At 61.5% G+C, this 24,530-nt stretch carries 22 protein-coding genes and 1 riboswitch; of the genes, 16 read left to right on the top strand and 6 right to left on the bottom strand.

Going from position 1 to position 24,530, the window contains the following annotated elements:
* The first annotated feature begins 81 nt into the window (after nucleotides 1-81).
* From HU765_RS07420 to HU765_RS07410, 3 genes are read left to right on the top strand one after another with little or no spacing between them, the layout of a single operon-like run.
* Complete coding sequence (locus HU765_RS07420) at nucleotides 82-1,056, top strand: glycosyltransferase (RefSeq protein ID WP_186619574.1); 975 nt, start codon at nucleotides 82-84, stop codon at nucleotides 1,054-1,056.
* Complete coding sequence (locus HU765_RS07415) at nucleotides 1,057-1,743, top strand: hypothetical protein (protein WP_186619573.1); 687 nt, start codon at nucleotides 1,057-1,059, stop codon at nucleotides 1,741-1,743. It abuts the gene before it with no gap.
* Nucleotides 1,744-1,798: 55 nt separating this feature from the next.
* Nucleotides 1,799-2,599 (top strand): hypothetical protein, encoded by an 801-nt coding sequence (locus HU765_RS07410; protein ID WP_186619572.1) that lies wholly within the window; start codon nucleotides 1,799-1,801, stop codon nucleotides 2,597-2,599.
* 4 nt (nucleotides 2,600-2,603) lie between these two features.
* On the opposite strand, the gene HU765_RS07405 is transcribed toward HU765_RS07410, so the two are convergent.
* The 4 genes from HU765_RS07405 to HU765_RS07390 all read right to left on the bottom strand — a co-directional run bounded on the left by HU765_RS07405 (nucleotide 2,604) and on the right by HU765_RS07390 (nucleotide 6,116).
* The gene (locus HU765_RS07405) at nucleotides 2,604-3,569 is read right to left on the bottom strand and encodes a metal ABC transporter ATPase (protein WP_186619571.1); all 966 of its coding nucleotides are present in this window, start codon (nucleotides 3,567-3,569) and stop codon (nucleotides 2,604-2,606) included.
* A gap of 31 nt (nucleotides 3,570-3,600) precedes the next feature.
* Nucleotides 3,601-4,413 carry an aldo/keto reductase gene (locus tag HU765_RS07400; RefSeq protein WP_186619570.1) on the bottom strand — a complete coding sequence of 271 codons (813 nt, stop codon included), beginning with the start codon at nucleotides 4,411-4,413 and terminating at the stop codon, nucleotides 3,601-3,603.
* On the bottom strand, nucleotides 4,410-5,585 hold the full coding sequence (locus tag HU765_RS07395; protein ID WP_186619569.1) for an FAD-dependent oxidoreductase: 1,176 nt from the start codon (nucleotides 5,583-5,585) through the stop codon (nucleotides 4,410-4,412). Before HU765_RS07395 ends, HU765_RS07400 begins: the two co-directional genes overlap by 4 nt.
* 198 nt (nucleotides 5,586-5,783) lie before the next feature.
* Complete coding sequence (locus HU765_RS07390) at nucleotides 5,784-6,116, bottom strand: multidrug efflux SMR transporter (protein ID WP_016771980.1); 333 nt, start codon at nucleotides 6,114-6,116, stop codon at nucleotides 5,784-5,786.
* 108 nt (nucleotides 6,117-6,224) lie between these two features.
* Between HU765_RS07390 and HU765_RS07385 the strand changes: the two genes are divergently transcribed.
* Complete coding sequence (locus tag HU765_RS07385; protein WP_186619568.1) at nucleotides 6,225-7,121, top strand: LysR family transcriptional regulator; 897 nt, start codon at nucleotides 6,225-6,227, stop codon at nucleotides 7,119-7,121.
* A gap of 11 nt (nucleotides 7,122-7,132) precedes the next feature.
* The gene (waaA, locus tag HU765_RS07380; RefSeq protein ID WP_186619567.1) at nucleotides 7,133-8,407 is read left to right on the top strand and encodes a lipid IV(A) 3-deoxy-D-manno-octulosonic acid transferase; all 1,275 of its coding nucleotides are present in this window, start codon (nucleotides 7,133-7,135) and stop codon (nucleotides 8,405-8,407) included.
* Nucleotides 8,408-8,575: 168 nt separating this feature from the next.
* On the opposite strand, the gene HU765_RS07375 is transcribed toward waaA, so the two are convergent.
* Nucleotides 8,576-10,009: a TolC family outer membrane protein gene (locus HU765_RS07375; RefSeq protein WP_186619566.1), complete on the bottom strand. Its 1,434-nt coding sequence runs from the start codon at nucleotides 10,007-10,009 to the stop codon at nucleotides 8,576-8,578.
* A 206-nt stretch (nucleotides 10,010-10,215) separates the two neighbouring features.
* Nucleotides 10,216-10,321, top strand: a riboswitch (TPP riboswitch).
* 145 nt (nucleotides 10,322-10,466) lie between these two features.
* On the opposite strand from HU765_RS07375, the gene thiC reads away from it, so the two are divergent.
* Both thiC and cytX read left to right on the top strand, forming a co-directional pair.
* On the top strand, nucleotides 10,467-12,356 hold the full coding sequence (thiC, locus tag HU765_RS07370; RefSeq protein WP_186619565.1) for a phosphomethylpyrimidine synthase ThiC: 1,890 nt from the start codon (nucleotides 10,467-10,469) through the stop codon (nucleotides 12,354-12,356).
* A 261-nt stretch (nucleotides 12,357-12,617) separates the two neighbouring features.
* A complete protein-coding gene (cytX, locus tag HU765_RS07365; RefSeq protein WP_186619564.1) occupies nucleotides 12,618-13,910 on the top strand; it encodes a putative hydroxymethylpyrimidine transporter CytX in 1,293 nt (430 codons plus the stop codon).
* On the opposite strand, the gene HU765_RS07360 is transcribed toward cytX, so the two are convergent.
* Nucleotides 13,879-14,625: an RsiV family protein gene (locus HU765_RS07360; protein WP_186549385.1), complete on the bottom strand. Its 747-nt coding sequence runs from the start codon at nucleotides 14,623-14,625 to the stop codon at nucleotides 13,879-13,881. The two genes, cytX and HU765_RS07360, sit on opposite strands and share 32 nt — an antisense overlap.
* Before the next feature lie 227 nt (nucleotides 14,626-14,852).
* On the opposite strand from HU765_RS07360, the gene HU765_RS07355 reads away from it, so the two are divergent.
* From HU765_RS07355 to HU765_RS07315, 9 genes are all read left to right on the top strand, one after another.
* Nucleotides 14,853-15,470 carry an NUDIX domain-containing protein gene (locus tag HU765_RS07355; RefSeq protein WP_071174399.1) on the top strand — a complete coding sequence of 206 codons (618 nt, stop codon included), beginning with the start codon at nucleotides 14,853-14,855 and terminating at the stop codon, nucleotides 15,468-15,470.
* Nucleotides 15,461-15,913, top strand: coding sequence for a DUF1249 domain-containing protein (locus HU765_RS07350; protein WP_186619563.1), 453 nt, complete (start codon nucleotides 15,461-15,463; stop codon nucleotides 15,911-15,913). The genes HU765_RS07355 and HU765_RS07350 overlap by 10 nt, the downstream gene beginning before the upstream one ends.
* 99 nt (nucleotides 15,914-16,012) lie before the next feature.
* Entirely contained in the window at nucleotides 16,013-16,828 is an 816-nt protein-coding gene (cpdA, locus tag HU765_RS07345) for a 3',5'-cyclic-AMP phosphodiesterase (protein WP_186619662.1), read from the top strand.
* Nucleotides 16,829-16,986: 158 nt separating this feature from the next.
* Nucleotides 16,987-17,595: a YqiA/YcfP family alpha/beta fold hydrolase gene (locus HU765_RS07340; protein ID WP_186619562.1), complete on the top strand. Its 609-nt coding sequence runs from the start codon at nucleotides 16,987-16,989 to the stop codon at nucleotides 17,593-17,595.
* A gap of 41 nt (nucleotides 17,596-17,636) precedes the next feature.
* Nucleotides 17,637-19,544 carry a DNA topoisomerase IV subunit B gene (gene parE, locus HU765_RS07335; RefSeq protein ID WP_186619561.1) on the top strand — a complete coding sequence of 636 codons (1,908 nt, stop codon included), beginning with the start codon at nucleotides 17,637-17,639 and terminating at the stop codon, nucleotides 19,542-19,544.
* Nucleotides 19,544-20,533: an esterase-like activity of phytase family protein gene (locus HU765_RS07330; protein ID WP_186619560.1), complete on the top strand. Its 990-nt coding sequence runs from the start codon at nucleotides 19,544-19,546 to the stop codon at nucleotides 20,531-20,533. Before parE ends, HU765_RS07330 begins: the two co-directional genes overlap by 1 nt.
* Complete coding sequence (locus HU765_RS07325) at nucleotides 20,530-21,054, top strand: TIGR02281 family clan AA aspartic protease (protein WP_186619559.1); 525 nt, start codon at nucleotides 20,530-20,532, stop codon at nucleotides 21,052-21,054. Before HU765_RS07330 ends, HU765_RS07325 begins: the two co-directional genes overlap by 4 nt.
* Nucleotides 21,055-21,061: 7 nt before the next feature.
* A complete protein-coding gene (gene parC, locus HU765_RS07320) occupies nucleotides 21,062-23,326 on the top strand; it encodes a DNA topoisomerase IV subunit A (RefSeq protein WP_186619558.1) in 2,265 nt (754 codons plus the stop codon).
* A gap of 185 nt (nucleotides 23,327-23,511) precedes the next feature.
* Nucleotides 23,512-24,222 carry an ABC-type transport auxiliary lipoprotein family protein gene (locus HU765_RS07315; protein ID WP_186549367.1) on the top strand — a complete coding sequence of 237 codons (711 nt, stop codon included), beginning with the start codon at nucleotides 23,512-23,514 and terminating at the stop codon, nucleotides 24,220-24,222.
* Nucleotides 24,223-24,530 lie beyond the last annotated feature (308 nt).

The following is a 24,530-nucleotide window of genomic DNA, read 5'->3' as shown; positions in this document are numbered from 1 at the left end:
TGGGGATCGCGCCGTTTGCGTTGATGTGGCAGGTTTGAATCCGCTGCGCTTGCCTGCCAATCTTATGTGGTCAATCAGTTTATGAAGGTCATGCTCCTGGTGATGGACGAGCAGCGGGTCATTCTCGACCGGCTCTACGATATCGTGCAGCAGAACTGTGATGAGTGTTTCATCTATCGGTTGAGCAAGCAGCAGCAGATGAACCTGGGGCCGTTTCTGGCCTCGGTTGATTATCAGACCTTCGACCGTGTGGTGATTTTCTCGCGGGTCAAGCGTCTGGCTCCGCAATTGCGGGTACTCCAATGCATCCCTGGGCTGGTGTTTCTTGAACACGACGCCTATCAGAACTACATGCCCGCCAGTAAATACCGTGGCGTTTATTCGCGCCTTTACCGCCGCCTGCCGAGTTGCCGGGCGCTGGTATCGGGTGCCGTGGTCGCGCGCAAAATGTTCGCGGAAGGCATCGACACAGTGTTCGTCTCCAAGGGCTACGACGAACAGATGCTGCATAACACCGGCGTCGAGCGCGACATTCCCATCGGTTTTCTCGGCAGCCTGAAAAGCACCGAATACGCCGAGCGCAAGGCGATGCTCGAATCGCTGGCCAAGCGCACGGGCATGCTGGTGACCCGCACCCAATCGGGGGCGGAATATCTGGAAACGCTCAATCGCATCAAGATTTTTGTCAGCGCCGATATTGGTATGAACGAGTTCATGATCAAGAACTTCGAAGCCATGGCGTGCGGCTGTGTATTGCTGGCCTGGAGTCAGGGTGAAGAAGACCGCCTGCTCGGCTTCGAAGACATGCACAACACCGTGTTCTATCGCAGCGAAGACGAGGCGGTGGCGAAGATCAAGCTGCTGCAGGACAATCCGGAGCTGGCCCAGGGCATCGCCCGCAACGGTCAGATGTTTGCCGAAAGCCGCTACTCGTTTTCCCGGGTCGGCCAGGCACTCGCCGAAGCCATCCAGCGCGAGATGCGCCCATGGCAGCCGCCTTCGGCGTTCACCCGGTTTTGGGTGAAGCTGCGTTACGGCATGAAGGTGCCGGCCTGAATGAGCGATCAGCACATGGCGCTGGATGCGCTGCCCGGCGGCGACCAATCGGTTTTGCAGGCCTTGCCCGAGGCCTTGCGCGAGTGTTTGCAGCGTGCGGCGCGCGTGGTGTTGATTGCCAACAACCCGGCGATCACGGCAGCCGATTTTCAGGCGCTGAACATCGGCGCGGACGACGTCGTCGTCAGCTTCAATACCTGCATCAAGGCGCCGCTGCTCAACGCGCAAAGCGTTAACGTCTTTGTGCACGGCTACAACGCGCCGGACGCCTACTTTTTCGGTTTGCCCTGCGGGGCCGATGTGCAGCGATTGTTCGAGCGTTCGGGCGAGCGTTGTTTCACCATGCTGGTGGGCTGCGCCGCGCCGATGTGTCCGTTGCCGCGCGTGGCGATGTACTGGGATCGCATCCCGTTGCCACCGTTGTGGAATTACCCGGTCGACCGGCCGGGCGGCAAACGCTACGTCGGCCCCTCTACCGGGTTCAACACCCTGGTGCTGTTTGACTGGTTGCGTGGTCACCTCGGTTATACCTATCAACTCATGACCCTGGGTTTCTCCAACGAGGCGGGAAAGTTATGGGGCGGTCATGCCTGGGATTACGAGCGGGACTGGTTGCAGAAATCCGACGTCATCGTCGTGCCGCTACAGCCCCGGCGCTGGTGGCAAAAACTGTTCCGCGGACAATGAGCCGGGCGGCCGGTATTGCCGGCGGCTCCGGACCACTTTCAAAAGGTGTCGTTGCGTGTTGAAAATCGCCGTGGCTTTTTTCGGGATTCCGAGAAATTCGTCGATCTGTTTCCCTTCTATCGAGCAGAACGTGCTGGCGCAGTTGCCGGTGGGCAGCGAGGTGAAGTGCTTTTACCATCTGTATCAAATCGATGAAGTGCACAATACCCGCTCCGGCGAGAAGGGCGAGCTTAAGGCGGATAACTACCAGCCATTCGAATCGATGACTGGCTCGCTGACCTCGACCGACGGTGTGCTGGAACGCTGGGATTTCGAGCGGGTCAAGGCGCAGGGCGATACTTGGGCAGATGACTATGCGTCGTTGCGCAACCTGATCTATCAGCTCAACTCGCTGCATACCGTGACCACGTTGATGGAGCCTTTCGAGCCGGATTTCGTTGTGTTTGTGCGACCGGACAACTTCTTCCACAGCGCACTGCCCGGCTACGTGTTCAGCCACCCCGAGACCCGCCGGCACAACGTCTATGTGCCGGACTGGCAATGGTGGGGCGGCCTCAACGACCGCTTCGCCGTGTGCGGGCGCGATACTTACGTGGCGTATGGCAAGCGGATCGAGCGGATCTTCGACTTTTGCCAGGCGACGGGCAGAAAACTGCACTCCGAGCGGTTGCTCAAGTACGCGCTGCTCCAGGCGGGTGCCAAGGTCTGCACGTTGCCGACCCAGGCGTCGCGGGTGCGCATCAACGGTGCATACGCCGATGAGTCGTTTTCGCCCAAGCGCGGCATGGGCAAACGCGAAAACCGCTACTTTCACTTCTTCGCGACGTTGCGCACCTGGATCGATCGCCGACGCTGATCGGCTATTTGCTCGCGCGCTTCTTGCCCAGGCCGACCAGACGCAGGGCCTTGATGCTCAACTGCTTGAGGCCCGAGCGTGGCGCCTGCGCCGGTTGCAATCCCTGCTGCACCAGCCAGTCCTTCCAGCGGATGCGCTCTTCCTGTACGACCCAGCCTTGCTGGCTGGCGAAACTTTCCGCCAGGTGCAGCCCGCGGGTGCTGGCCGGCACCAGCTTGTCACGCTTGAGGGTGTAAAGCTCGGCCAGTGGCTTGCCGTCTTCGAGGGGCATCAGGTACAGGTCGGGACGCTTTCGATCGAGCCTGGCCACCAGTTGATCGCCCTCCAGTCGTTCATCGACATGAAACAGGCTCAAAGATTTGGCTTCCTTGGGGATTTCCAGGCGCAAGTCATAGATCAATTGCAGTGAAGCGGTCGGCAAGTGCACGTATGCCCGGGGCCGCTCCAGCAATTGCAGATTGGCGCAGCGTACCGGACGCGCCGAGCCGGACAGCGGCGTCAGGCGAAACGGCAGCGCCTCACGGTAATGCAGCGCGGCGGCGTACGGCGCCGGCAGCCAGGTATCGTTGAAGCGCCCGCCGAGCCAGCCTTCCGGAGTTTCCAGCAAACACTCTTCGGCAATTTCCTGAATCGCCGTGTGCAGCGGAATGTTCAACTCATGGGCCGGCACGTAACCGGAAATCAGCTTCAGCACGACATCGCCGCGGTCCTGGCGGCGCTGGCGCACCAGCACCCAATAATCGCGGTTCTGCCAATGCAGGGTCAGCCGCACGGAAACACCGAGGTTGGCCAGCTCCAGGGAAAAGCGCTCGCTGTCCGCCACGCTCACCGGTTTGCGCCTCTGCAAGGTCTGGGCGAAGTTCAGCGGCATGCCCACGCTCTGATAGCTCAGGCCTTCAGGCGTGGCTTCGACGAACAGCGGCAGCGTCTTGAAGTTGCTCGGGTTCTTTCTGATGAGCGTACGCGGCATATCGGCTCCTGCTTAAGGCCGCGGGGCGGCGTCAGTGACCACGCAGGACCTGAGCAACGGTCGCTACGTTATGGGCGAGGTGCAGCGGATTTATCGTGCCGACGATAGCACTGGCGACGCCGGGCCGGGTAAAGAGCAACTCGAAGCTGGCGCGCACCGGGTCAACACCCGGACTCAGACAAACATGACCGCTGGCCAGGGCCTTTTTTACCAGAATGGCTTTGCCGTGGGCAGCAGCATAGTCAATGACTGCGCTCTCGTTTTGTTCGTTCAGATTGTAGGTGACCATGGCGCAGTCGCCTTGCTCCAAGGCTTTCAGCCCGCCTTCAACGGTTTTCCCGGAAAAGCCGAAACCACCGATCTTGCCTTCGGCCTTGAGCGCCGCGAGTGTGGCGTAAACCTCTTCGTATTCGAGAATCGCCAGGTCGTTGCCATCGGAGTGCACCAGCACCAGATCGATAAAATCCGTTTCCAGACGTTGCAGGCTGCGCTCGACCGACATTCGCGTGTGCGCGGCGCTGAAGTCGTGGCGCGACAGGCCGTCGGCAAATTCTTCGCCGACTTTGCTGACGATCACCCAATCCTGACGCTGGCCGCGCAGCAGCGGGCCGAGGCGTTCTTCGCTGCGGCCATAGGCCGGGGCCGTGTCGATCAGGTTGATGCCCAACTCCCGCGCTTGCTTGAGCAGCATTCGCGCGGCGTCGTCGTCGGGAATCTGGAAGCCGTTGGGGTATTTCACGCCTTGGTCGCGGCCGAGCTTGACGGTGCCCAGGCCCAGCGGCGAAACCATCAGGCCGGTACTGCCCAGCGGGCGATGCAGGTCATGCAGGGTGGCGATGGTCATGGCAACAGTTGCTCCCAGGCCGGGACACCCAGCGGTGGTTTGGGCAGGGCTGGTAAAGGTTCTGCCGCTTGTGGCTGGATACCGTCGCGTTGCAGGGAGGCGATGACCCGATCAGCGAAGTCCGGCGCGAGTGCCAGTTTGGTCGGCCAGCCGACGAGCAGGCGACCTTCTTCGGCCAGGAACGCATTGTCCGGGCGCGTCAGCCCGGTTTGTAGCGGCTCGGCGCGGTCGACTCGCAAGGTCGCCCACTGTGTGGTGCTCAGGTCGATCCACGGCAGCAATTGGGCGATTTCTTTTTGCGCGGTGGCAATCTGTTCGGCCGGCTCGCGGGCCACCCCTTCGCTTTCGGCAATGTCGCCGCCCATGTACCAGACCCACTGGCCGTCAGCCGCCGGGTGCGTGGTCACGGTGATGCGCGGTTTGGTGCCGCCGCCCAGACAGTGGGCGTACAGCGGTTTCAGGCCGGGACCCTTGGCGAGGATCATGTGCAGCGGCCGGCGTTGCATGGCCGGACGGCTCAGGCCGAGGGCTTCGAGCAGTTCGGCGGTGCCGGCACCCGCGCTGAGGACGATGCGTTGTGCGCGGATCGCGCGGCCATCGACTTTCAGGCCGACCAGCACACCTGCTTCCAGCAGCGGCTCGATAAGCTGACCGGCAAGCAGACCGTCACCGGCCAGCTCGGCAAGGCGCTGGATCAGACTTGGCACATCCACCACCAGTTCGGCGAGTCGGTAGACCTTGCCCTTGAAGCGCTTGTCTTGCAGGGCCAGCGGCAACTCGTCGCCCTTGACTTGATCAACCCGGCCGCGCACGGCCTTGCTGGCAAAGAAACTGGTGAGGTTGCCGGCCAAAGTGCCTGGCGACCACAGGTAATGCGCTTCAGACAGCAGGCGCACACCGGACAGGTCCAGCTCGCCATTCCCGGCCAGCGCTTCGCGCCAGCGTCGCGGCATGTCGGCGATGGCTTCCGAGGCGCCGGTCAGCGCACCGTGCAGCGCGTACTTGGCGCCGCCGTGGATGATGCCCTGGGACTTGAGACTCTGCCCGCCGCCGAGGCTGGCGCTCTCCACCAGCACGGTCGAAAACCCTTGGCGGCGCAGGCGCGCGTTCAGCCAGAGGCCGGCGACACCAGCGCCGACAATCAGAACGTCGGTGGAAATAACGGATGGCATGCAGCGACCTCAGTGTTCAAGACGAGGGCGCAGTATACAGACTCGGGAAAGCGCGGGATTTGTCGATGATCAACGCGTGGAATACAAACCTGTAGGAGTGAGCCTGCTCGCGATAGCGGTGTAGCCGACGACATAGATGTTGAATGACAGATCGCTATCGCGAGCAGGCTCACTCCTACAGGGGACCGCGTTGCTTTTTTAATGACCGGCAGTTTTCGAAAACAGCTGAATAACCACCACGCCCAGCACGATCAACGCCATCCCCAGCATCGCCGGCACGTCGAGCTTTTGCCCGTAAATAAACAGCGCCGCGACGCTGACCATGACGATGCCCATCCCCGCCCACACGGCGTAGGCGACCCCCACCGGCACGGTGCGCACCACCAGCGTCAGCATCCAGAAGGCGATGCCGTAGCCGACGATGACCAGAATCAGCGGCAGTGGTGTACTGAAGCCTTTGACCGCTTTCATCGAAACGGTGGCTATCACTTCGGCGCAGATGGCAATGGCCAGATAGACATAGGCGTTCATGGTTTCATTCCTCGAATAAATCGTTGCTTGCTGAGGCGCCATTTTAGGCATTCGACAGATGGGGTAAAGTCATTACCTATCTGTTCAGAAGATGGGTTGTGAAAGCGCATGCAGTGGAATCTCGAGCAGTTGCGTGTTTTTGTAGAGGTCGCCGAACAGCGTTCGTTCTCGGCCGTGGCGCGTCGGCAGCGCAAGGCGCAGTCGGCGATCAGCAGCGCTGTTGCGATGCTCGAAGCGGACCTGGGCGTGAGCCTGTTCGAACGCAGCAGCGGACGTCAGCCGAGTCTCACCGAGGCGGGCGAGGCATTGCTGGAAGAGGCACGGGAAGTGCTGCGCCAATGCGAACGTCTCAATGGCCGCGCCATGGCCATGTTGCGCGGCCAGGAAGCGCAATTGCGTGTCGCCCAGGACGAGGCGATGCCGTATCAGGCGCTGGTGGAAAGTTTCGCCGCGCTGGCCGAGCAGTTTCCCAGCCTGGAAGTGCAACTGACCAGCGCCGCACAAGGCGAAGTCGCCCGCAAACTGGTCGAGCGTCGCGCCGATCTGGGCCTGTTGTTCTATCACGACGAAATCCCCGAAGCCCTCGAGCGGCGCGTGCTGGGCAGCGTCGAGATGGTCACGGTCTGCGGCGTCAATCATCCGCTGGCGAAGCAGGCTTACGTGACTTGCCAACAACTGGCGCAACACCGGCAACTATTGATGTCGACGCAGACCAGTCTCTATCCCGGTAACGAACCGGCCAGCCCGCAAGTGTGGCGCGCCGACAGCTTCTACGTCATGGCTGAATGGCTGGTGCGTGACCTTGGCTGGGCGTGGCTGCCGCGTCATGTGGTGCAGTACTCGGCGTATCACGGCTTGATGGTCGAACTGGACAGCGAGTGGACTCCGCCGGCGCTGGTGGTGGAACTGGTCTGGCGCCGCGATGAGCCGCTCGGTCCGGCCGCGCGCTGGCTGGCTGAACGTTTCGCCGTGCACTTGCGGGCGATCGGCGATAAAAGTCGATAAACTCCGCCGCCATGAATAGAACTCTCTACACCGCGCTGTTTTACCTGGGGCTGCCATTGGTGGCGATTCGGCTGTGGCTGCGCGCGCGCAAGGCGCCGGCCTATGCCAAACGGATTGGCGAACGTTTCACCTACGGCATGCCGCCGCTGCAACCTGGCGGCATCTGGGTGCACGCCGTGTCGGTCGGCGAAAGCATCGCCGCAGCGCCAATGATCCGTGGCTTGCTGCAACGTTATCCACAACTGCCGATCACGGTGACCTGCATGACACCGACCGGTTCGGAGCGGATTCAGGCACTGTTCGCCAACGAGCCGCGCATTCAGCACTGCTATCTGCCGTATGACTTGCCTTGCGCGGCGGCGCGTTTTCTTGATCGGGTCAAGCCAACGCTGGCGGTGATCATGGAGACCGAGCTGTGGCCTAACCATATTCATCAGTGTGCCAAGCGCGGGATTCCCGTGGCACTGGCCAACGGTCGGTTGTCCGAACGGTCGGCCCGAGGGTACGGCCGATTCAACAAGCTGACCGCGCCGATGCTCGGCGAGATGAGCTTTCTGGCGGTGCAGACCGAAGCCGAGGCGCAGCGTTTTCGTGACCTCGGCGCGCGCCCCGAGACGGTTGAAGTGACCGGCTCGATCAAATTCGACCTGACCATCGATCCGCAACTGCTCCAAAGCGCTGCGCAATTGCGTAGCCAATGGCAGGCACAGGAACGTCCAGTGTGGATCGCCGCCAGCACCCACGAGGGTGAAGACGAAGTGGTGCTCGACGCCCATCGTCGCTTGCTGACCAACCATCCGGACGCGTTGCTGATATTGGTGCCGCGCCATCCGGAGCGGTTCGATTCGGTGTTCGACGTCTGCCAGCGCGAAGGCTTTGCCACGGTGCGGCGCTCGACGGGTGTCAATGTCGATGCGCAGACTTCGGTCCTGCTTGGCGACACCATGGGCGAACTGTTGTTTTTGTATGCGCTGGCGGACAGCGCCTTTGTCGGCGGCAGCCTGGTGCCCAATGGCGGGCACAACCTGCTCGAACCCGCTGCACTGGCGAAACCGGTGCTCAGCGGCCCGCACCTGTTCAACTTCCTCGACATCGCTGCGCAGTTGCGAGACGGCGGGGCGCTGGTTGAAGTTGATGATGCCGAAGGGCTGGCGGTTGAAGTGCAGCGCTTGTTCGAATTGCCGCGCGATGCGCAACGCATGGCCGAGGCCGGGCTGGCGGTGATGCGCCGCAATCAGGGCGCGTTGCAGCGCCTACTGGATGGTTTGGGTCGGCTGATTCAATAGTCGCTTGGAATATTACTGTGGCGAGGGGATTTATCCCCGCTGGGTTGCGAAGCAGCCCTAAAACCATTCAACGCGGTGATTCAGAAAAACCGTGTCCACCGCTATTGCGACTGCTGCGCAGCCGGACGGGGATAAGTCCCCTCGCCACAGGGGATTCATTCCAGACTTTTATGGCCGGGCCTTTAGCTGCGCCTCGGCTGCTGACGCCAGGTCCGGCGGCAGGAAGTCCTTGTCCGGGTTGTAGTCGGCCTTCAGGTAGCGGGTCAGGTCCTGCAAGTCGCCGGGGTTCAACGTCCCCGCCGCTTGCTTCAAACGCAGGTTGTCGAGAATGTAGTCGTAACGGGTGTTGTTGTAGTTGCGCACCGAGGTGTACAGCTGGCGCTGCGCATCGAGCACATCCACGATATTGCGCGTCCCCACCTGGTAACCGATTTCCGTGGCTTCCACCGCGCTCTGGTTGGAAATGATCGACTGGCGGCGCGCCTGCACCTGCTCGACGTCAGTGTTCACCGCACGGTGCAGGTTACGGGTGTTTTCCACCACTTGGCGCCGCAGGGCTTCACGCTGCTGCTCGCTCTGATCGAGTTGCGCATAAGACTGACGCACTTGCGAACTGGTCAAGCCGCCACTGTAGATCGGGATGCTCAGTTGCAGGCCCAGGGTGCTCTGTTCGACGTTGCCGCCGTAGGGCGCGCCGAAGGAGTTCGGGTTGGCGAAACCGAGGGCGTCGTTATCGCCTTTCTCGTATTTGGCCACCGCGTCGAGGGTCGGCAAATGGCCGGCCTTGCGCTGCTTGAGGGTTTGCTCGGCGGAGCTGACCGCATAGTTGCTGGCCAACAGATTAAGGTTCTGCCGCGCCGCCGTGTCGACCCAGGATTTCGCATCGTTGGGGGCCGGCGGCAGGATCGGCAGGGTGTGCACGATGCCCTGAATCGAGTTGTACTGACGGTTGGTCAGGGTGATCAACGCTTCGAAGGCGTCGTCGACCTGACGCTGCGCGACGATGCGGTTGGCTCGTGCGGTGTCGTAACTGGCTTGCGATTGCAGCACGTCGGTCTTGTCCGAGAGGCCGACATCGAAGCGCTCGTTGGACTGGTCGAGCTGGCGCTTGAACGCGGCTTCTTCGGCCTTGGTCGAGGCCAGGTTGTCCTGGCTGCGCAGCACGTTGAAATAGCTTTCAGCGGTCTGCAGGATCAGGTTCTGTTCGGTCGCCGAGAGTTGCAGCGCAGCCTGCTCGTTGACGTCCTTGGCGGCCTGATACTGGAACCAGCGATCGGCGCGGAACAATGGCTGCGCCAGCGTCGCTTGATAAGAATGCGCGCTGCGGTTGGCGATGGCCGACGGCTGATCGATCGAGGTGCGCACGTCGGCGACTTCGGCGCCGCCAGAGAGGTTGGGCAGCAAACCGGCGCGGGCCTGGGGTACGACTTCTTTCTGCGCGCCGTACTGGGCGCGGGCGGCTGCCAGGTCGGCGTTGTTGTCGACCGCTTCCTGATAGACGCTGACCAGATCGGTTTTGGTCGACAGGGGCGCTTCCGCTGCCCAGGCCATTGCGTTGGACGCACAAGACACGGCGATAGCCAGTGAGAGTTTGCGCAGCATGAGGCGATCCCTAGCATTAATATTATGGAAGTAATCCGGGCGCCAAAGGTAAGGCGCGGCCCGTGCAGCGTCAAGGCGCGGGCAGGGCAAAGCGAGTGTAGTTGTGCATTAGGCCGGCAACAATCGGGCAAGCCCTGTATTTACGCCATTCATCATGGCGTTCGCTGCGGTGTTGGCGTTCCGGGTCGGTTGTGTCTAGACTGGCCGGGTTCTTGTCGGGGTGCCTTGCTATGAGGCTGAGATCGAATAATTTCGGATCCCGTTGAACCTGATCAGGTTAGCGCCTGCGTAGGGAACAAGATTTCTCGTCACCCGGCGAGTCCTCTTGTGCTTCGTCCGGGATATTGTTCGACAATCGAACGCTCATGACGAATGCACAGCACCAGCCCTGGTGCGTCCGTGCCTTTCAGGTTCTGCTCCGACAATCCACTGCTGGATGCTGTCTGGAGAGCCCGTGATGACGACAAAAGAAAAAAACGCGATCAACCTCAGTGACTCGGCCAAGGTCGACGAGCAATCGGTCAAGCCGTTCACCCGTTCGCAAAAAGTCTACGTTCAGGGCTCGCGCCCGGACATCCGCGTGCCGATGCGCGAAATCAGCCTGGATGTAACCCCGACCGACTTTGGCGGCGAAATCAACGCGCCGGTCACTGTCTACGACACGTCTGGCCCGTACACCGATCCGAACGTGGTGATCGATGTGCGCAAAGGCCTGGGCGATGTGCGCTCGGCGTGGATCGACGACCGTGGCGACACCGAGCGTCTGCCCGGTCTGAGCTCCAACTTCGGCCAGCAGCGTCTGGCCGATGCCGAGCTGACCAAACTGCGTTTCGCCCACGTCAACAATCCGCGCCGGGCCAAGGCAGGGGCCAACGTCAGCCAGATGCACTACGCGCGCAAAGGCATCATTACCGCCGAGATGGAATACGTCGCCATCCGCGAGAACATGAAGTTGCAAGAGGCCCGCGCAGCCGGCCTGTTGAAGCAGCAGCACGCCGGCCACAGCTTCGGCGCGAGCATCCCGAAAGAAATCACCCCTGAGTTCGTCCGCGAAGAAATCGCCCGCGGTCGCGCGATCATTCCTGCCAACATCAACCACGTCGAACTGGAACCGATGATCATTGGCCGTAACTTCCTGGTGAAGATCAACGGCAACATCGGCAACAGCGCGCTGGGTTCGTCCATCGAAGAAGAAGTGGCGAAACTGACCTGGGGCATTCGCTGGGGGTCGGACACGGTGATGGACTTGTCCACCGGCAAGCACATTCACGAAACCCGCGAGTGGATCATCCGCAACTCGCCGGTGCCGATCGGTACTGTGCCGATCTATCAGGCCCTGGAAAAGGTCAACGGCGTGGCCGAAGACCTGACCTGGGAGCTGTTTCGCGACACGCTGATCGAGCAGGCCGAGCAGGGCGTCGACTACTTCACCATCCACGCCGGTGTGCTGCTGCGCTATGTGCCGCTGACCGCTAAGCGCGTGACCGGCATCGTTTCCCGTGGCGGCTCGATCATGGCCAAGTGGTGCCTGGCGCACCACAAAGAGAACTTCCTCTACACCCACTTCGACGAAATCTGCGAAATCATGAAGGCCTACGACGTCAGCTTCTCGCTGGGCGACGGGCTGCGTCCGGGCTCGATTGCCGACGCCAACGACGAAGCGCAATTCGGCGAGCTGGAGACCCTTGGCGAACTGACCAAAATCGCCTGGAAGCATGACGTCCAATGCATGATCGAAGGCCCCGGCCATGTGCCGATGCAGTTGATCAAGGAGAACATGGACAAGCAGCTGGAGTGCTGCGACGAGGCGCCGTTCTACACCCTCGGCCCGCTGACCACCGACATCGCGCCGGGTTACGACCACATCACCTCCGGCATCGGTGCGGCGATGATCGGCTGGTTCGGTTGCGCGATGCTCTGCTACGTGACGCCGAAGGAGCACTTGGGCCTGCCGAACAAGGATGACGTGAAGACCGGGATCATCACTTACAAGATCGCAGCGCATGCGGCGGACTTGGCCAAGGGACATCCGGGCGCACAGATCCGCGACAACGCCTTGAGCAAGGCACGCTTCGAATTCCGTTGGGAAGACCAGTTCAACCTCGGTCTCGATCCGGACACCGCCCGCTCGTACCACGACGAAACCCTGCCAAAGGATTCGGCGAAAGTCGCGCATTTCTGTTCGATGTGCGGGCCGAAGTTCTGCTCGATGAAAATCACCCAGGAAGTCCGTGAATACGCGGCCAACCAGCGGATTGACGCGGTCGACGTGGATGTCGCCAAAGGCCTGGCGGAACAGGCCGAGCGGTTCAAGCAGGAAGGTAGTCAGCTTTATAAGAAAGTGTAAGCGGCAAGCTACAAGCTACAAGCTACAAGCTACAAGCTGCAAGAGGAGAGCCGGTCTGTGTATCGCTTGCGGCTTGCAGCTGTTTCGATGGTGCCTGGACTGGCCTCTTCGCGAGCAAGCCCGCTCCCACATTTGAATCCAGTTGCCCGCAGAAAATGTGTGTTCACAGGAGGCCCAATGTGGGAGCGGGCTTGCTCGCGAAGGCGTCAGAACAGACACCAGAGATCCCAATGACAAAAATATTCCTCTGAGATACCACCCTTGAGCAATCAACCCGACACTTATTCTCCCGACCTCGCCGTATCCGCCGACAAACGCGTATTTGGCGGTCGCGATCTGTTTTCCCTGTGGTTCTCCCTCGGCATCGGTCTGATGGTGTTGCAGACCGGCGCCCTGCTTGCGCCCGGTCTGGGCCTGTCCGGTTCGCTGCTGGCGATTTTCCTCGGCACGCTGGTTGGCGTGTTGCTGCTCGCCGCTGTCGGCGTGATCGGCAGCGATACCGGCCTGTCGTCGATGGCCGCGCTGAAACTCAGCCTTGGCCGCCACGGCGCGAGCCTGCCGGCGCTGCTTAACTTGCTGCAATTGATCGGTTGGGGTTCGTTCGAAATCATCGTCATGCGTGACGCGGCCAGCCTGCTCGGCACTCGTGCGTTCAGCGAAGGTTCGCTGTGGGCGAACCCGATCCTGTGGACGCTGTTCTTCGGTGCGCTGGCAACCTTGCTGGCGGTGAGCGGCCCGCTGACTTTCGTGCGGCAGATTTTGCGCAAATGGGGCATCTGGCTGCTGCTGGCCGCGTGTCTGTGGCTGACCTGGAACCTGTTCGCCAAAGCCGACCTCGCTGCACTGTGGGCGCGCGCCGGTGACGGTTCGATGCCGTTCGCCGTCGGTTTCGACATCGCCATCGCCATGCCGCTGTCGTGGCTGCCGCTGATCGCCGACTATTCGCGCTTCGGCAAGCGCGCGCGAAACGTGTTTGGTGGCACGGCGGTCGGCTTCTTCATCGGTAACTTCTGGCTGATGAGCCTTGGCGTTGCCTACACCCTGGCGTTCGCGCCGAGCGGTGAAGTCAATGCGCTGTTGCTGGCGTTGGCTGGCGCCGGTCTGGGGATTCCGTTGTTGCTGATTCTGCTCGACGAGTCGGAAAACGCTTTCGCCGATATTCACTCGGCGGCGGTGTCGAGCGGGATGCTCTTGCGCCTGAAAGTCGAGCACCTGGCCTTGGCCATCGGCATGATCTGCACGCTGATCGCACTGCTGGCGCCGTTGGCGCAGTACCAGAACTTCCTGCTGCTGATCGGCTCGGTGTTTGCACCGCTGTTCGGCGTGGTGCTGGTCGATCACTTTATCCTGCGCAAGCGCAGTGCTCAGGTGGCGTCAGCCGCATTGCGCTGGCCGGCGTTGTTGGCGTGGCTCGGTGGCGTAAGCACTTACCACTTGCTGGCGAATCTGTACCCAGATGTGGGTGCAACCCTGCCGGCGCTGGTGCTGGCAGGGCTGTTGCAGCTAGTGCTGGGCCGAGCCTTCAGTTACGGCCGGGAAACAGCTCAGGCTTGAGAATGCCGTTCAGGCGCGGATAAGGAATCTTCAATTCGACGTGGCCCAGCGCGTAAGGCGCAATGGTGGTCACGTCGTACTTGAGGATCACGCCGCCGTAGGTCAGCGCCACGTTCGCGGTTTTCACAAAGGGCCAGTTCGCCACGAACTCCGCTTCCTGATCGAGCTTGGTGCTGATCAGCCAGCTGTTGTGCGCCACCTGCGCGGCTTTCCAGAACGCTTCTTCCTGACCCGGCAGCAACATGTCCGACAGGTTCAGCACCTTGTGCTGCTGGCGCGAATAGTTGATGAAGCCGCGGCCCGGTGTGCCATGGGCGCCGCCGGTATCGAGGTAGCTCGACAACTCGATGATCACCAGTCCGTCATGCTGCTCGCGTACTTTGGCTTGCAGGTAGCTGCTGTAGCGTGGGCCGGCGCTGGCCAGAAACTGCTCGCGGTAGGCGGCCAGGGTGGGTGCCACCGGGGCGTTCTTCTCGGTGCGGGTCATTTGCAGCAGACGTTTTTCGATGATGCCGTCCAGTGCCGGTTCGTCCGGGAAGCGCAGGGTATCGATGTTCACCAACGGGCAATCTGCATTGGAGCAGCCGGGCTTGAGCTGTTCCGAAGCGTCGCGGGTGGTTTCCAGCGGCGTACGGTAGTTGGGCTGGAACAGACTGGCACAGGCGCCCAGAGTCAGGGCGATGGCAGCCACGGAGGCAATTTTGAAAAGCGACATGGGCGTCCTTTCGAAAGCAGGGGAAGGCAAAAAGTTACCGCTTCGACTCTCAACGAAGCAGTCAGTTCGCCACTAAGCTAATTAGAGTGGGTTTCGCCGTCACCGTCCATCCCGCTGACGGTAAAGGGGCTGCATCAAACGGTGCGGGCGCGTTAGGATGGCGCGAAGTCGAGGTTGCCGGTCGCACCCAGCAACCTCGTAATGGATGTGCAGTAAAGAGGATGCTTATGACCGATTTTGCCAACGCCATTCCGACCGCCGTCGATATCGTGCGGCGCGAAAAATGCTACGAGGGCTTTTACAAGCTCGACCGTGTGCACCTGCGCCATGAGTTGTTCGCCGGTGGCATGAGCCGCGAGATCAACCGTGAAATATTCGTGCGTCACGATGCCGTGTGCGTGCTGCCTTACGATCCGCAGCGCGACCAAGTGGTGCTGATCGAGCAGTTTCGCGTCGGCGCCATGGGCAAGGCCGACAACCCGTGGCTGGTCGAACTGGTTGCTGGTCTGATCGATAAGGATGAACAACCGGAAGAAGTTGCTCACCGCGAGGCGCAGGAGGAAGCTGGGCTGGACATCAAAGCGTTGTGGCCGATGACCAAATACTTCCCGTCGCCCGGTGGCAGCAATGAGTTTGTGCATTTGTATCTGGGGCGTTGCAGCACCGACGGCGTCGGCGGTTTGCACGGGCTGGAAGAAGAGGCAGAGGACATTCGCGTAACGGTCTGGGCATTTGAAGATGCCTTGCAGGCGGTCCGCGACGGACGCATTGCCAACGCGGCGAGCATCATCGCCTTGCAGTGGCTGGCGCTGAACCGCGCCGAAGTGAGGGGGCTATGGTCGTAAACAGGCTGCGCGATCGTTATCGGGTTGACCTTGTGGGGCTGCAAGCCGCCTGCGAGGCCAACTACGCGCGCCTGATGCGACTGCTGCCGGACATGCGCAACGACCCCGAGGCCCGGCGCATCGCCGTGACTCAGGGTGAGCAAATGCTCGGCGTGCTGGCCCTCGAAGTGCTGCAAACCTGCCCGTACACCACGACCTTGCAGGTGCGTCAGGAACACAGCCTGCCGTGGTTGCCGGTGCCGCAGCTGGAAGTGCAGGTCTATCACGACGCGCGCATGGCCGAAGTGGTCAGCGCCGAACATGCACGACGCTTTCGCGGCATCTATCCTTACCCGAACGCGGCCATGCACCAGCCGGATGAAAAAGCTCAGCTCAATCTGTTCCTGGGGGAGTGGCTGAGTCATTGCCTGGCATTGGGGCACGAGTACGAAGTCGTTCGCTAGTTGTGAACTGCGTCCGGTTCGATGCTTTCCCCTTTGAGTCATCGCCCAGCATAATTGCCGCACTTGATCGATTCCGTGCTTTTGCCTTGGGAGAACGCCTTGCCGAGCGTGTCCACGTTGACCACCGCCGACCCGGCGCTGCTGGTGCAGTTGTCCGACAGCCACCTGTTCGCTGAAGCGGACGGCAAACTGCTGGGCCTGAAAACGCGCGAGAGCCTGCAAAAGGTCATCGATCTGGTGTTGTCGCAACAGCCACAGATTGATCTGGTGCTGGCCACCGGCGACATTTCCCAGGACGGTACGCTTGCGTCGTACCAGGCCTTCCGCCAGATAAGCGCGCAGATCGAGGCCCCGGCGCGCTGGATTCCGGGCAATCACGACGAGCCGATGGTTATGGCCGAGGCGGCGGTGCAGAGCGCGTTGCTGGAGCCGGTTGTCGATATTGGCAACTGGCGTGTGACGTTGCTGGATTCGGCCGTGCCGGGCTCGGTTCCGGGGTATTTGCAGGACGACCAACTGCAATTGCTGGCCCGCTCATTGAGCGAAGCAACGGAGCGTCATCATCTGGTGTGCTTCCACCATCATCCGGTGTCGATCGGTTGCGCATGGATGGAGCCGATTGGTCTGCGCAATCCTGAAGCCTTCTTTGAAGTACTGGATCGCTTTCCACAGGTTCGCGCGGTGCTGTGGGGGCATGTGCATCAGGAGATTGATCGCGAGCGCAACGGCGTGAGGTTGATGGCTTCGCCTTCGACCTGCATTCAGTTCGAGCCGGGGAGTGTGGACTTCAAGGTCGGCGAGCAGGCGCCGGGGTATCGCTGGTTGCGGCTTTTGCCGGATGGACGGCTGGAAACCGGGGTCGAGCGCGTTACCGGATTCGAGTTCACCGTCGACTACGGCTCCAACGGTTATTGAAGACCGCGTCGCGGCCATCGCGAGCAGGCTCACTCCTACAGGGGAATGCGATCAACTGTAGGAGTGAGCCTGCTCGCGATGGCGTCCGCACAAACACCCCCGAATTCGCTGACTCCCTGTAAACTCCGCTATCTTTCGCCGACAGCCAGGGAGCTCAAATGTCCGGTTCGATCCTCTATATCCACGGTTTCAACAGTGCGCCGGCCTCGAAGAAGGCCTGTCAGCTGGTCGCGGTGATGGAGCGGCTGGGCTTGAGCGAGCAACTGCGGGTGCCGGCCCTGCATCATCATCCGCGCGAAGCCATCGCTCAGCTGGAGCAAGCGATTGCCGAGCTGGGCAGTCCGCTGCTGGTGGGAAGCTCACTCGGCGGCTACTATGCGACTCACCTGGCCGAGCGCCATGGCCTGAAAGCGCTGCTGGTCAACCCGGCGGTCAGCCCGCACCGGATGTTCGATGGTTATCTGGGCACGCAGAAAAACCTCTACACCGATGAAACCTGGGAATTGACCCACGACCACGTCACGGCCCTGGCCGAACTGGAAGTGCCGGCACCGCAGGATCCACGGCGTTATCAGGTCTGGTTGCAAACCGGCGATGAAACGCTGGATTATCGCCTCGCCCAACAGTATTACCGCGCCTGTGCCCTGCGTATCCAGGCGGGCGGCGACCACAGTTTCCAGGGCTTTGCCGGGCAATTGCCGGCGTTGCTGAGTTTTGCCGGCATGGCTGCCGATATGTATCAGGCAATCGATTTCACCACGCTGTGAAGTCTTGCCCCTCTTTCATGAATGACTGACGACGAGACCTTATGGCCACTCCCAGCGCTAGTTCTTATAACGCCGACGCCATCGAAGTCCTCTCGGGCCTCGACCCGGTGCGCAAACGCCCCGGCATGTACACCGACACCAGTCGGCCGAACCACCTCGCCCAGGAAGTCATCGACAACAGTGTCGACGAAGCCCTGGCCGGTCACGCGAAATCGGTGCAGGTCATCCTGCACGCCGACCACTCGCTGGAAGTCAGCGACGACGGCCGTGGCATGCCAGTCGACATTCACCCGGAAGAGGGCGTGTCCGGCGTCGAGCTGATCCTGACCAAGCTGCACGCGGGCGGCAAGTTTTCCAACAAGAACTACCAGTTCTCCGGCGGTCTGCACGGGGTGGGTATTTCCGTGGTCAACGCCCTGTCGACGGAAGTCCGGGTGCGGGTGAAGCGCGACGGCAACGAATACCAGATGACCTTCAATGACGGCTTCAAGGCCTCGGAGCTGGAAATCGTCGGCAGCGTCGGCAAGCGCAACACCGGTACCAGCGTGTACTTTGCGCCGGACCCTAAATACTTCGATTCACCGAAATTCTCCATCAGCCGCCTCAAGCACGTGCTCAAGGCCAAAGCTGTGTTGTGCCCGGGGCTGCTGGTCAGCTTTGAAGACAAAGGCACCGGCGAGAAGGTCGAGTGGCACTACGAAGACGGCCTGCGTTCGTATCTGGTCGATGCGGTCAGTGAATTCGAGCGCCTGCCGGACGAGCCGTTCTGCGGCGCCTTTGCCGGTAATAAAGAAGCGGTCGACTGGGCGCTGCTGTGGTTGCCGGAAGGCGGCGACGCGGTGCAGGAAAGCTACGTCAACCTGATCCCGACGGCGCAGGGCGGTACCCACGTCAACGGTTTGCGTCAGGGCCTGCTTGATGCCATGCGCGAATTCTGCGAATTCCGCAGCCTGCTGCCGCGCGGGGTGAAGCTGGCGCCGGAAGACGTCTGGGAGCGCATCGCTTTCGTCCTGTCGATGAAAATGCAGGAACCGCAATTCTCCGGGCAGACCAAAGAGCGCCTGTCATCCCGTGAAGCGGCGGCGTTCGTCTCCGGTGTGGTCAAGGATGCGTTCAGCCTGTGGCTCAACGCCAACCCGGAAACCGGCCTGGCCCTGGCCGAACTGGCGATCAACAACGCTGGCCGGCGCCTCAAGGCGAGCAAGAAAGTCGAGCGCAAACGCGTCACCCAGGGCCCGGCACTGCCCGGCAAACTGGCGGACTGCGCCGGGCAGGACCCGATGCGTTCCGAGCTGTTCCTGGTCGAAGGTGACTCCGCCGGTGGTTCGGCCAAGCAAGCGCGGGACAAGGAATTCCAGGCGATCCTGCCGTTGCGCGGCAAGATCCTCAATACGTGGGAAGTCGACGGCAGCGAAGTGCTCGCCAGCCAGGAAGTGCACAACATCGCCGTGGCCATCGGCGTCGATCCGGGTGCTGCGGACATGAGCCAACTGCGCTACGGCAAGATCTGCATTCTCGCCGACGCCGACTCCGACGGTCTGCACATCGCCACGCTGCTTTGCGCCTTGTTCGTCCAGCACTTCCGCCCGCTGGTGGATGCCGGTCACGTTTACGTGGCGATGCCGCCGCTGTACCGCATCGACCTGGGCAAAGAAATCTATTACGCCCTCGACGAAGCCGAGCGTGACGGCATTCTTGACCGTCTGGTGGCCGAAAAGAAACGCGGCAAGCCGCAGGTCACCCGATTTAAAGGTCTGGGTGAAATGAACCCGCCGCAGTTGCGCGAAACCACCATGGACCCGAACACTCGGCGTCTGGTGCAGTTGACCCTGGGCGAAGACTTTGCCGAAACCTCGGAAATGATGGACATGCTGCTGGCGAAGAAACGCGCCGGCGACCGCAAATCCTGGCTCGAATCCAAAGGTAACCTCGCCGAGGTGCTGGCCTGATGCAATTTGGCTGGGCCTTGGTGGCTGCGTTGCTGCTGAGTGCGATGAGCGTGTCGGCCGAACCGCTGCAGGAGTTGCGCTTGCTCTCCGGGCACCCGGTCGACGGCATGCGCGGCGGCAACCTGTCGGGCCTGGCGCTGTGCGGCAACGAATTGTGGACAGTCTCCGATCGCGATGACGAGCAGATCTACCGGCTCGATACCCGCGATCAGGTCTGGCAGGCCGAAACGGTGCGCATCGACGCGCCGCCAGTGCCGGACAGCGGTTTGCCCTGGGGCTTGAATTCGCGCACGTGGGCGGCGTCGTTCGTTCGCGGTGGCGATCTGGATTTCGAAGGCATCAGCTGCGACAGCGCGGGCAATCGCTACATCGTCAGTGAAGCCCATGCGGCGGTGTTGCAGGTGCCGGTCAGCGGCCCGGCAAACTGGCTGAAGATTTCACCGATGCTGGTTCGCGAGGCGCGGGCGAGCGGCATGCTTCTGCACTTCAATGCGATCTTCGAGGGCTTGGCGGTGAACCCGGCGGGCGATCAGATGTGGCTGGCTGCCGAACGGCAAAACCGTGGATTGCTGCTGATCAAGCGTCAGCAGACGGTGTGGGATTGCGACGGTCGCTGTGTGCTGCTCAGTGAGGGCGGCAAGGAGAAGCAGCCGCCGCAGTTCCCCAAGGCCAGAGCGGTCAACCGGGACTTTTCTGATATTTCGTTGTTTAACGGCAAATTGTTTACCCTTGAACGCAACGCTTTTCAGATTTGTCGACGCGATGCACAGACAGCCAAGGTCGAGCAATGCTGGTCGTATGCCGCCGAACTGTTACAGGCCAACCGCCGTTACGCGCAGAACTACGGGCTGGAAGAAGCGCTGGTCATTGATGCCGAAGGGGCATGGATTGGCGTCGACAATAATTTCGGGCCGCGTGCCGACGGTGAGGTACGCCCGGTGGTCTGGCGCTTTGCCGCGCCGGACGGTGGCTGGAGCGTCAAGCCATGAGCCAGCAGCCGCCGGGCAAGCGCGCCGGTCGGGTGCTGATGATCCTGGCCTGGTGCGCGGCGTTGTTTCTGGCGACCCGGTTTTTCGGTCAGTGGGAGCAGCGTCAGCAGAATCCGAATATCGTGGTCACGTCGGAGCAGGGCGAAGGTTTTATCGAGGTGAAACTGGCAAGCAATGCCCAAGGGCATTTTGTCGCCAGCGGCCAGATCAACGGCGAGCCGGTGGAGTTCATGCTCGACACCGGCGCCACCGATGTGTCGATCCCGGCAGACCTGGCCAAACGTTTGAAGCTTGAAGAAGGTTTCGGTGTGACCCTGAGTACGGCCAACGGCCTGAGCCAGGGCTACCGAACGAAAATTGCCCGCCTGCAACTGGGCGACATTGTGCTGCGGGATGTGCGCGCACTGGTGGCGCCGGGGCTGCAGGGCGATCAGGTGCTGCTCGGCATGAGCGCCCTGAACAGACTTGAATTTACTCAGCGCGGTGGCACCATGCTGCTGCGCCAGACAACGAACCGATGAGGCCTGCATGAGCAATCCCCTTGATCTCAGCCTGGACGGCGTAGAACGCCGCTCGCTGGCTGACTTCACCGAAAGTGCCTACCTCAACTACTCCATGTACGTGATCATGGACCGCGCGCTGCCACATATTGGCGACGGCCTGAAACCGGTACAGCGGCGTATCGTCTACGCCATGAGCGAGTTGGGGCTGGATGCCGATTCCAAACACAAGAAATCGGCGCGTACCGTCGGCGACGTGCTCGGCAAGTTCCACCCCCACGGCGACTCGGCGTGCTACGAGGCGATGGTGCTGATGGCGCAGCCGTTCAGCTATCGCTACACGCTGGTCGATGGCCAGGGCAACTGGGGGGCGCCGGACGATCCGAAGTCCTTCGCCGCCATGCGTTACACCGAAGCGCGGCTGTCGCGTTATTCCGAAGTGTTGCTCAGCGAACTCGGTCAGGGCACGGCTGACTGGGGCCCGAACTTCGACGGCACCCTGCAGGAGCCGTTGGTGTTACCGGCGCGTTTGCCGAACATTCTGCTCAACGGCACCACCGGCATCGCCGTGGGCATGGCCACCGACGTGCCGCCGCACAACCTGCGTGAAGTCGCCACTGCCTGCGTGCGTCTGCTCGATGAGCCGAAAGCCACGGTCGAGCAGCTCTGCGAGCATATTCAAGGCCCGGATTATCCGACCGAAGCGGAAATCATCACGCCGCGCGCCGACCTGCTGAAAATGTACGAAACCGGCAAGGGCTCGGTGCGCATGCGCGCCGTGTACCACGTCGAGGACGGCGACATCATCGTCACCGCGCTGCCGCATCAGGTCTCCGGGGCCAAGGTGCTGGAGCAGATTGCCGCGCTGATGCAGGCCAAACCGTCGAAGGCGCCGCAGATCGCCGACCTGCGCGACGAATCCGACCACGAAAACCCGTGCCGCATCGTGATCATCCCGGTCAACAGCCGCGTCGACCACGAAGCGCTGATGCAGCATCTGTTTGCCTGTACCGAGCTGGAGTCGACCTACCGGGTCAACATCAATATCATCGGTCTGGACGGCAAGCCGCAGCTGAAAAACCTGCGCGCGCTGCTGGTCGAATGGCTGGAATTCCGCGTGCTGACCGTGCGGCGCCGCCTGCAATTTCGCCTCGACAAGGTCGAGCGCCGCCTGCACCTGTTGGACGGTTTGCTGATCGCCTACCTCAATCTGGATGAAGTGATTCACATCATCCGTACCGAGGAACACCCGAAAGCCAAGTTGATCGAGCGTTTCGCCCTGAGCGAGATTCAGGCCGACTACATCCTCGATACCCGTCTGCGCCAGTTGGCGCGACTGGAAGAGATGAAGCTGCGCGACGAGCAGGACGAACTGCTCAAGGAACAAGCCAAGCTGCAAGCCCTGCTGGGCAGCGAGTCCAAGCTGAAGAAGCTGGTGCGCACCGAACTGCTCAAAGACGCCGAAACCTATGGCGACGACCGCCGTTCGCCAATCGTCGAGCGCGCCGAAGCCAAGGCATTGACCGAACACGATCTGCTGCCGAACGAGAAAGTTACCGTCGTGCTGTCGGAAAAAGGCTGGGTACGTTCGGCCAAGGGCCATGACATCGACGCCACCGGCCTCTCCTACAAGGCGGGCGACGGCTTCAAGACCTCGGCAGCGGGGCGCTCCAACCAGTTTGCCGTATTCATCGACTCCACCGGTCGCAGTTATTCGGTCGCCGCGCACACGTTGCCGTCGGCCCGTGGCCAGGGCGAACCGTTGACCGGTCGTCTGACGCCGCCACCGGGCGCGAGCTTCGAATGCGTGCTGATGCCGGAAGATGATTCGCTGTACGTAATCGCTTCCGATGCCGGTTACGGCTTCGTGGTCAAAGGTGAAGACCTGCAAGCCAAGAACAAGGCCGGCAAGGCCCTGTTGAGCTTGCCGAACAACGCCAAGGTCATCGCGCCGCGCCCGGTCGCCGACCGCGAACACAACTGGCTGGCCTCGGTCACGACCGAAGGTCGCCTGCTGATCTTCAAAATCAGCGATCTGCCACAATTAGGTAAAGGCAAAGGCAACAAGATCATCGGTATTTCCGGTGAGCGCGTGGCCAGCCGCGAAGAATATGTCACGGACATCGCAGTCCTGCCGGAAGGCGCCACCCTGGTGTTGCAGGCTGGCAAACGGACCCTGTCGCTGAAGGCCGACGACCTCGAACACTACAAAGGTGAGCGTGGGCGACGTGGCAACAAGCTGCCGAGGGGCTTCCAGCGGGTGGATGCGCTGCTCGTCGAAAACCTCAATTAGGCGAGAACGCCCTTCCAGAGGCGTCGATCTACGATTTAACGCGTAGATCGACGCTTTGGCGCTGGAGTCGGAACGCATATTCACGGATGATATGGCCTTTCAAGCGCCGGCGTGGCCGAGCGTTCTTCATATTTATTGAGTATTTTCACTGTGGTCAGCCTTGTGGCGGCCACCTGGACGGGATGATGACTGCTCTACGCCCCCTTATTTTGTTGCTCGCCGGCGTTCTGGGCCTGGCGGGTTGCAGCGTTCACCAGCCGGTGTCGCTGTATCAGCTGGACAGCGGAAGTCCGGTTCAGCCTGCGCAAAGCGCGGGCATGGCGGTTTTGCTGGGGCCGGTAGTCGTTGCCGATTACCTGCAACGCGAGACGCTGCTGCAACGCCAACCGGACGGCAGCCTGCAAGCGGCGACCGACGGTCGCTGGGCGGGCAGCCTTTCGTCGGATATCGATCAATTGCTGATGCGGCAGGTCGCCGGTCATCTGGATAGCCAGCGTGTGGTGCTGGCACCTGCCACGACTGGTTTCACCCCGGATGTGCAAGTGTTGCTGACCATCACGCGTCTGGATTCCGGGCAGAAACAACCGGCGATTCTCGATGCGCAGTGGCGTCTGATCGACCGCCGTGGTCAGGTGCGTGATAACCGCATCATTCATTTGCAGGAGCTGCACGCCGGCAGCACCGCTTCGCAGGTGCAGGCCCAAGGGATTTTGCTGCAGCGGCTGGCCGAGCAACTGTCGGTAGCGCTCAAGCCATTGGCCAACCAGCCACCCGTGGCCGAGGCACCGCGCAAAGCGCCACCGAAACCCGCAGCGCCGGCGACCGACGCCGAGAAGCAGCCAAAGATTCCGATGGCTTCGCCGATTCGTACCGATATGGAAGTGTTTCGCTTCTGAGGCCGGAACGCGTCAGAACAGAGCCCGCCTTGTGCGGGCTTTGTTGTGTCTGGGGCTGTAGATCTTTGTAGTCAACGCCGGCCCCTTCGCGAGCAAGCTCCACACAGTGGATCTGCCCTGTGCCGCAGATATCTGAGTGAATGCAAAACCCTGTGGGAGTGAGCCTGCTCGCGAAGACGGAGTGTCAGGCGACACTGATGCTGGATGTGCCGGCCCTTTCGCGAGCAGGCTCGCTCCCACAGTGGATTTGCGCTGGGCCGCAGATATCTGAGTGAACACAAAACCCTGTAGGAGTGAGCCTGCTCGCG

Origin of the sequence: Pseudomonas sp. SWRI81 (assembly GCF_014268545.1) — a bacterium.
In the GTDB taxonomy this organism is placed as follows: Bacteria; Pseudomonadota; Gammaproteobacteria; order Pseudomonadales; family Pseudomonadaceae; genus Aquipseudomonas; species Aquipseudomonas hamedanensis.
Note: the sequence above shows the minus strand (reverse complement) of the source record. Positions and strands in the feature narration are given on the sequence as shown.

Excerpts from the sequence above, each read along its gene's own strand:
- HU765_RS07355 (WP_071174399.1), top strand. The coding sequence starts at position 14,853 with ATGACCGATTTTGCCAACGCCATTCCGACCGCCGTCGATATCGTGCGG.
- HU765_RS07400 (WP_186619570.1), bottom strand. The coding sequence starts at position 4,413 with ATGACCATCGCCACCCTGCATGACCTGCATCGCCCGCTGGGCAGTACC.
- thiC (WP_186619565.1), top strand. The coding sequence starts at position 10,467 with ATGACGACAAAAGAAAAAAACGCGATCAACCTCAGTGACTCGGCCAAG.
- HU765_RS07340 (WP_186619562.1), top strand. The coding sequence starts at position 16,987 with ATGTCCGGTTCGATCCTCTATATCCACGGTTTCAACAGTGCGCCGGCC.
- waaA (WP_186619567.1), top strand. The coding sequence starts at position 7,133 with ATGAATAGAACTCTCTACACCGCGCTGTTTTACCTGGGGCTGCCATTG.
- HU765_RS07360 (WP_186549385.1), bottom strand. The coding sequence starts at position 14,625 with ATGTCGCTTTTCAAAATTGCCTCCGTGGCTGCCATCGCCCTGACTCTG.
- HU765_RS07350 (WP_186619563.1), top strand. The coding sequence starts at position 15,461 with ATGGTCGTAAACAGGCTGCGCGATCGTTATCGGGTTGACCTTGTGGGG.
- HU765_RS07415 (WP_186619573.1), top strand. The coding sequence starts at position 1,057 with ATGAGCGATCAGCACATGGCGCTGGATGCGCTGCCCGGCGGCGACCAA.
- HU765_RS07315 (WP_186549367.1), top strand. The coding sequence starts at position 23,512 with ATGACTGCTCTACGCCCCCTTATTTTGTTGCTCGCCGGCGTTCTGGGC.
- parE (WP_186619561.1), top strand. The coding sequence starts at position 17,637 with ATGGCCACTCCCAGCGCTAGTTCTTATAACGCCGACGCCATCGAAGTC.
- HU765_RS07375 (WP_186619566.1), bottom strand. The coding sequence starts at position 10,009 with ATGCTGCGCAAACTCTCACTGGCTATCGCCGTGTCTTGTGCGTCCAAC.
- HU765_RS07390 (WP_016771980.1), bottom strand. The coding sequence starts at position 6,116 with ATGAACGCCTATGTCTATCTGGCCATTGCCATCTGCGCCGAAGTGATA.
- HU765_RS07405 (WP_186619571.1), bottom strand. The coding sequence starts at position 3,569 with ATGCCGCGTACGCTCATCAGAAAGAACCCGAGCAACTTCAAGACGCTG.
- parC (WP_186619558.1), top strand. The coding sequence starts at position 21,062 with ATGAGCAATCCCCTTGATCTCAGCCTGGACGGCGTAGAACGCCGCTCG.
- HU765_RS07330 (WP_186619560.1), top strand. The coding sequence starts at position 19,544 with ATGCAATTTGGCTGGGCCTTGGTGGCTGCGTTGCTGCTGAGTGCGATG.
- HU765_RS07325 (WP_186619559.1), top strand. The coding sequence starts at position 20,530 with ATGAGCCAGCAGCCGCCGGGCAAGCGCGCCGGTCGGGTGCTGATGATC.
- HU765_RS07385 (WP_186619568.1), top strand. The coding sequence starts at position 6,225 with ATGCAGTGGAATCTCGAGCAGTTGCGTGTTTTTGTAGAGGTCGCCGAA.
- HU765_RS07395 (WP_186619569.1), bottom strand. The coding sequence starts at position 5,585 with ATGCCATCCGTTATTTCCACCGACGTTCTGATTGTCGGCGCTGGTGTC.
- HU765_RS07420 (WP_186619574.1), top strand. The coding sequence starts at position 82 with ATGAAGGTCATGCTCCTGGTGATGGACGAGCAGCGGGTCATTCTCGAC.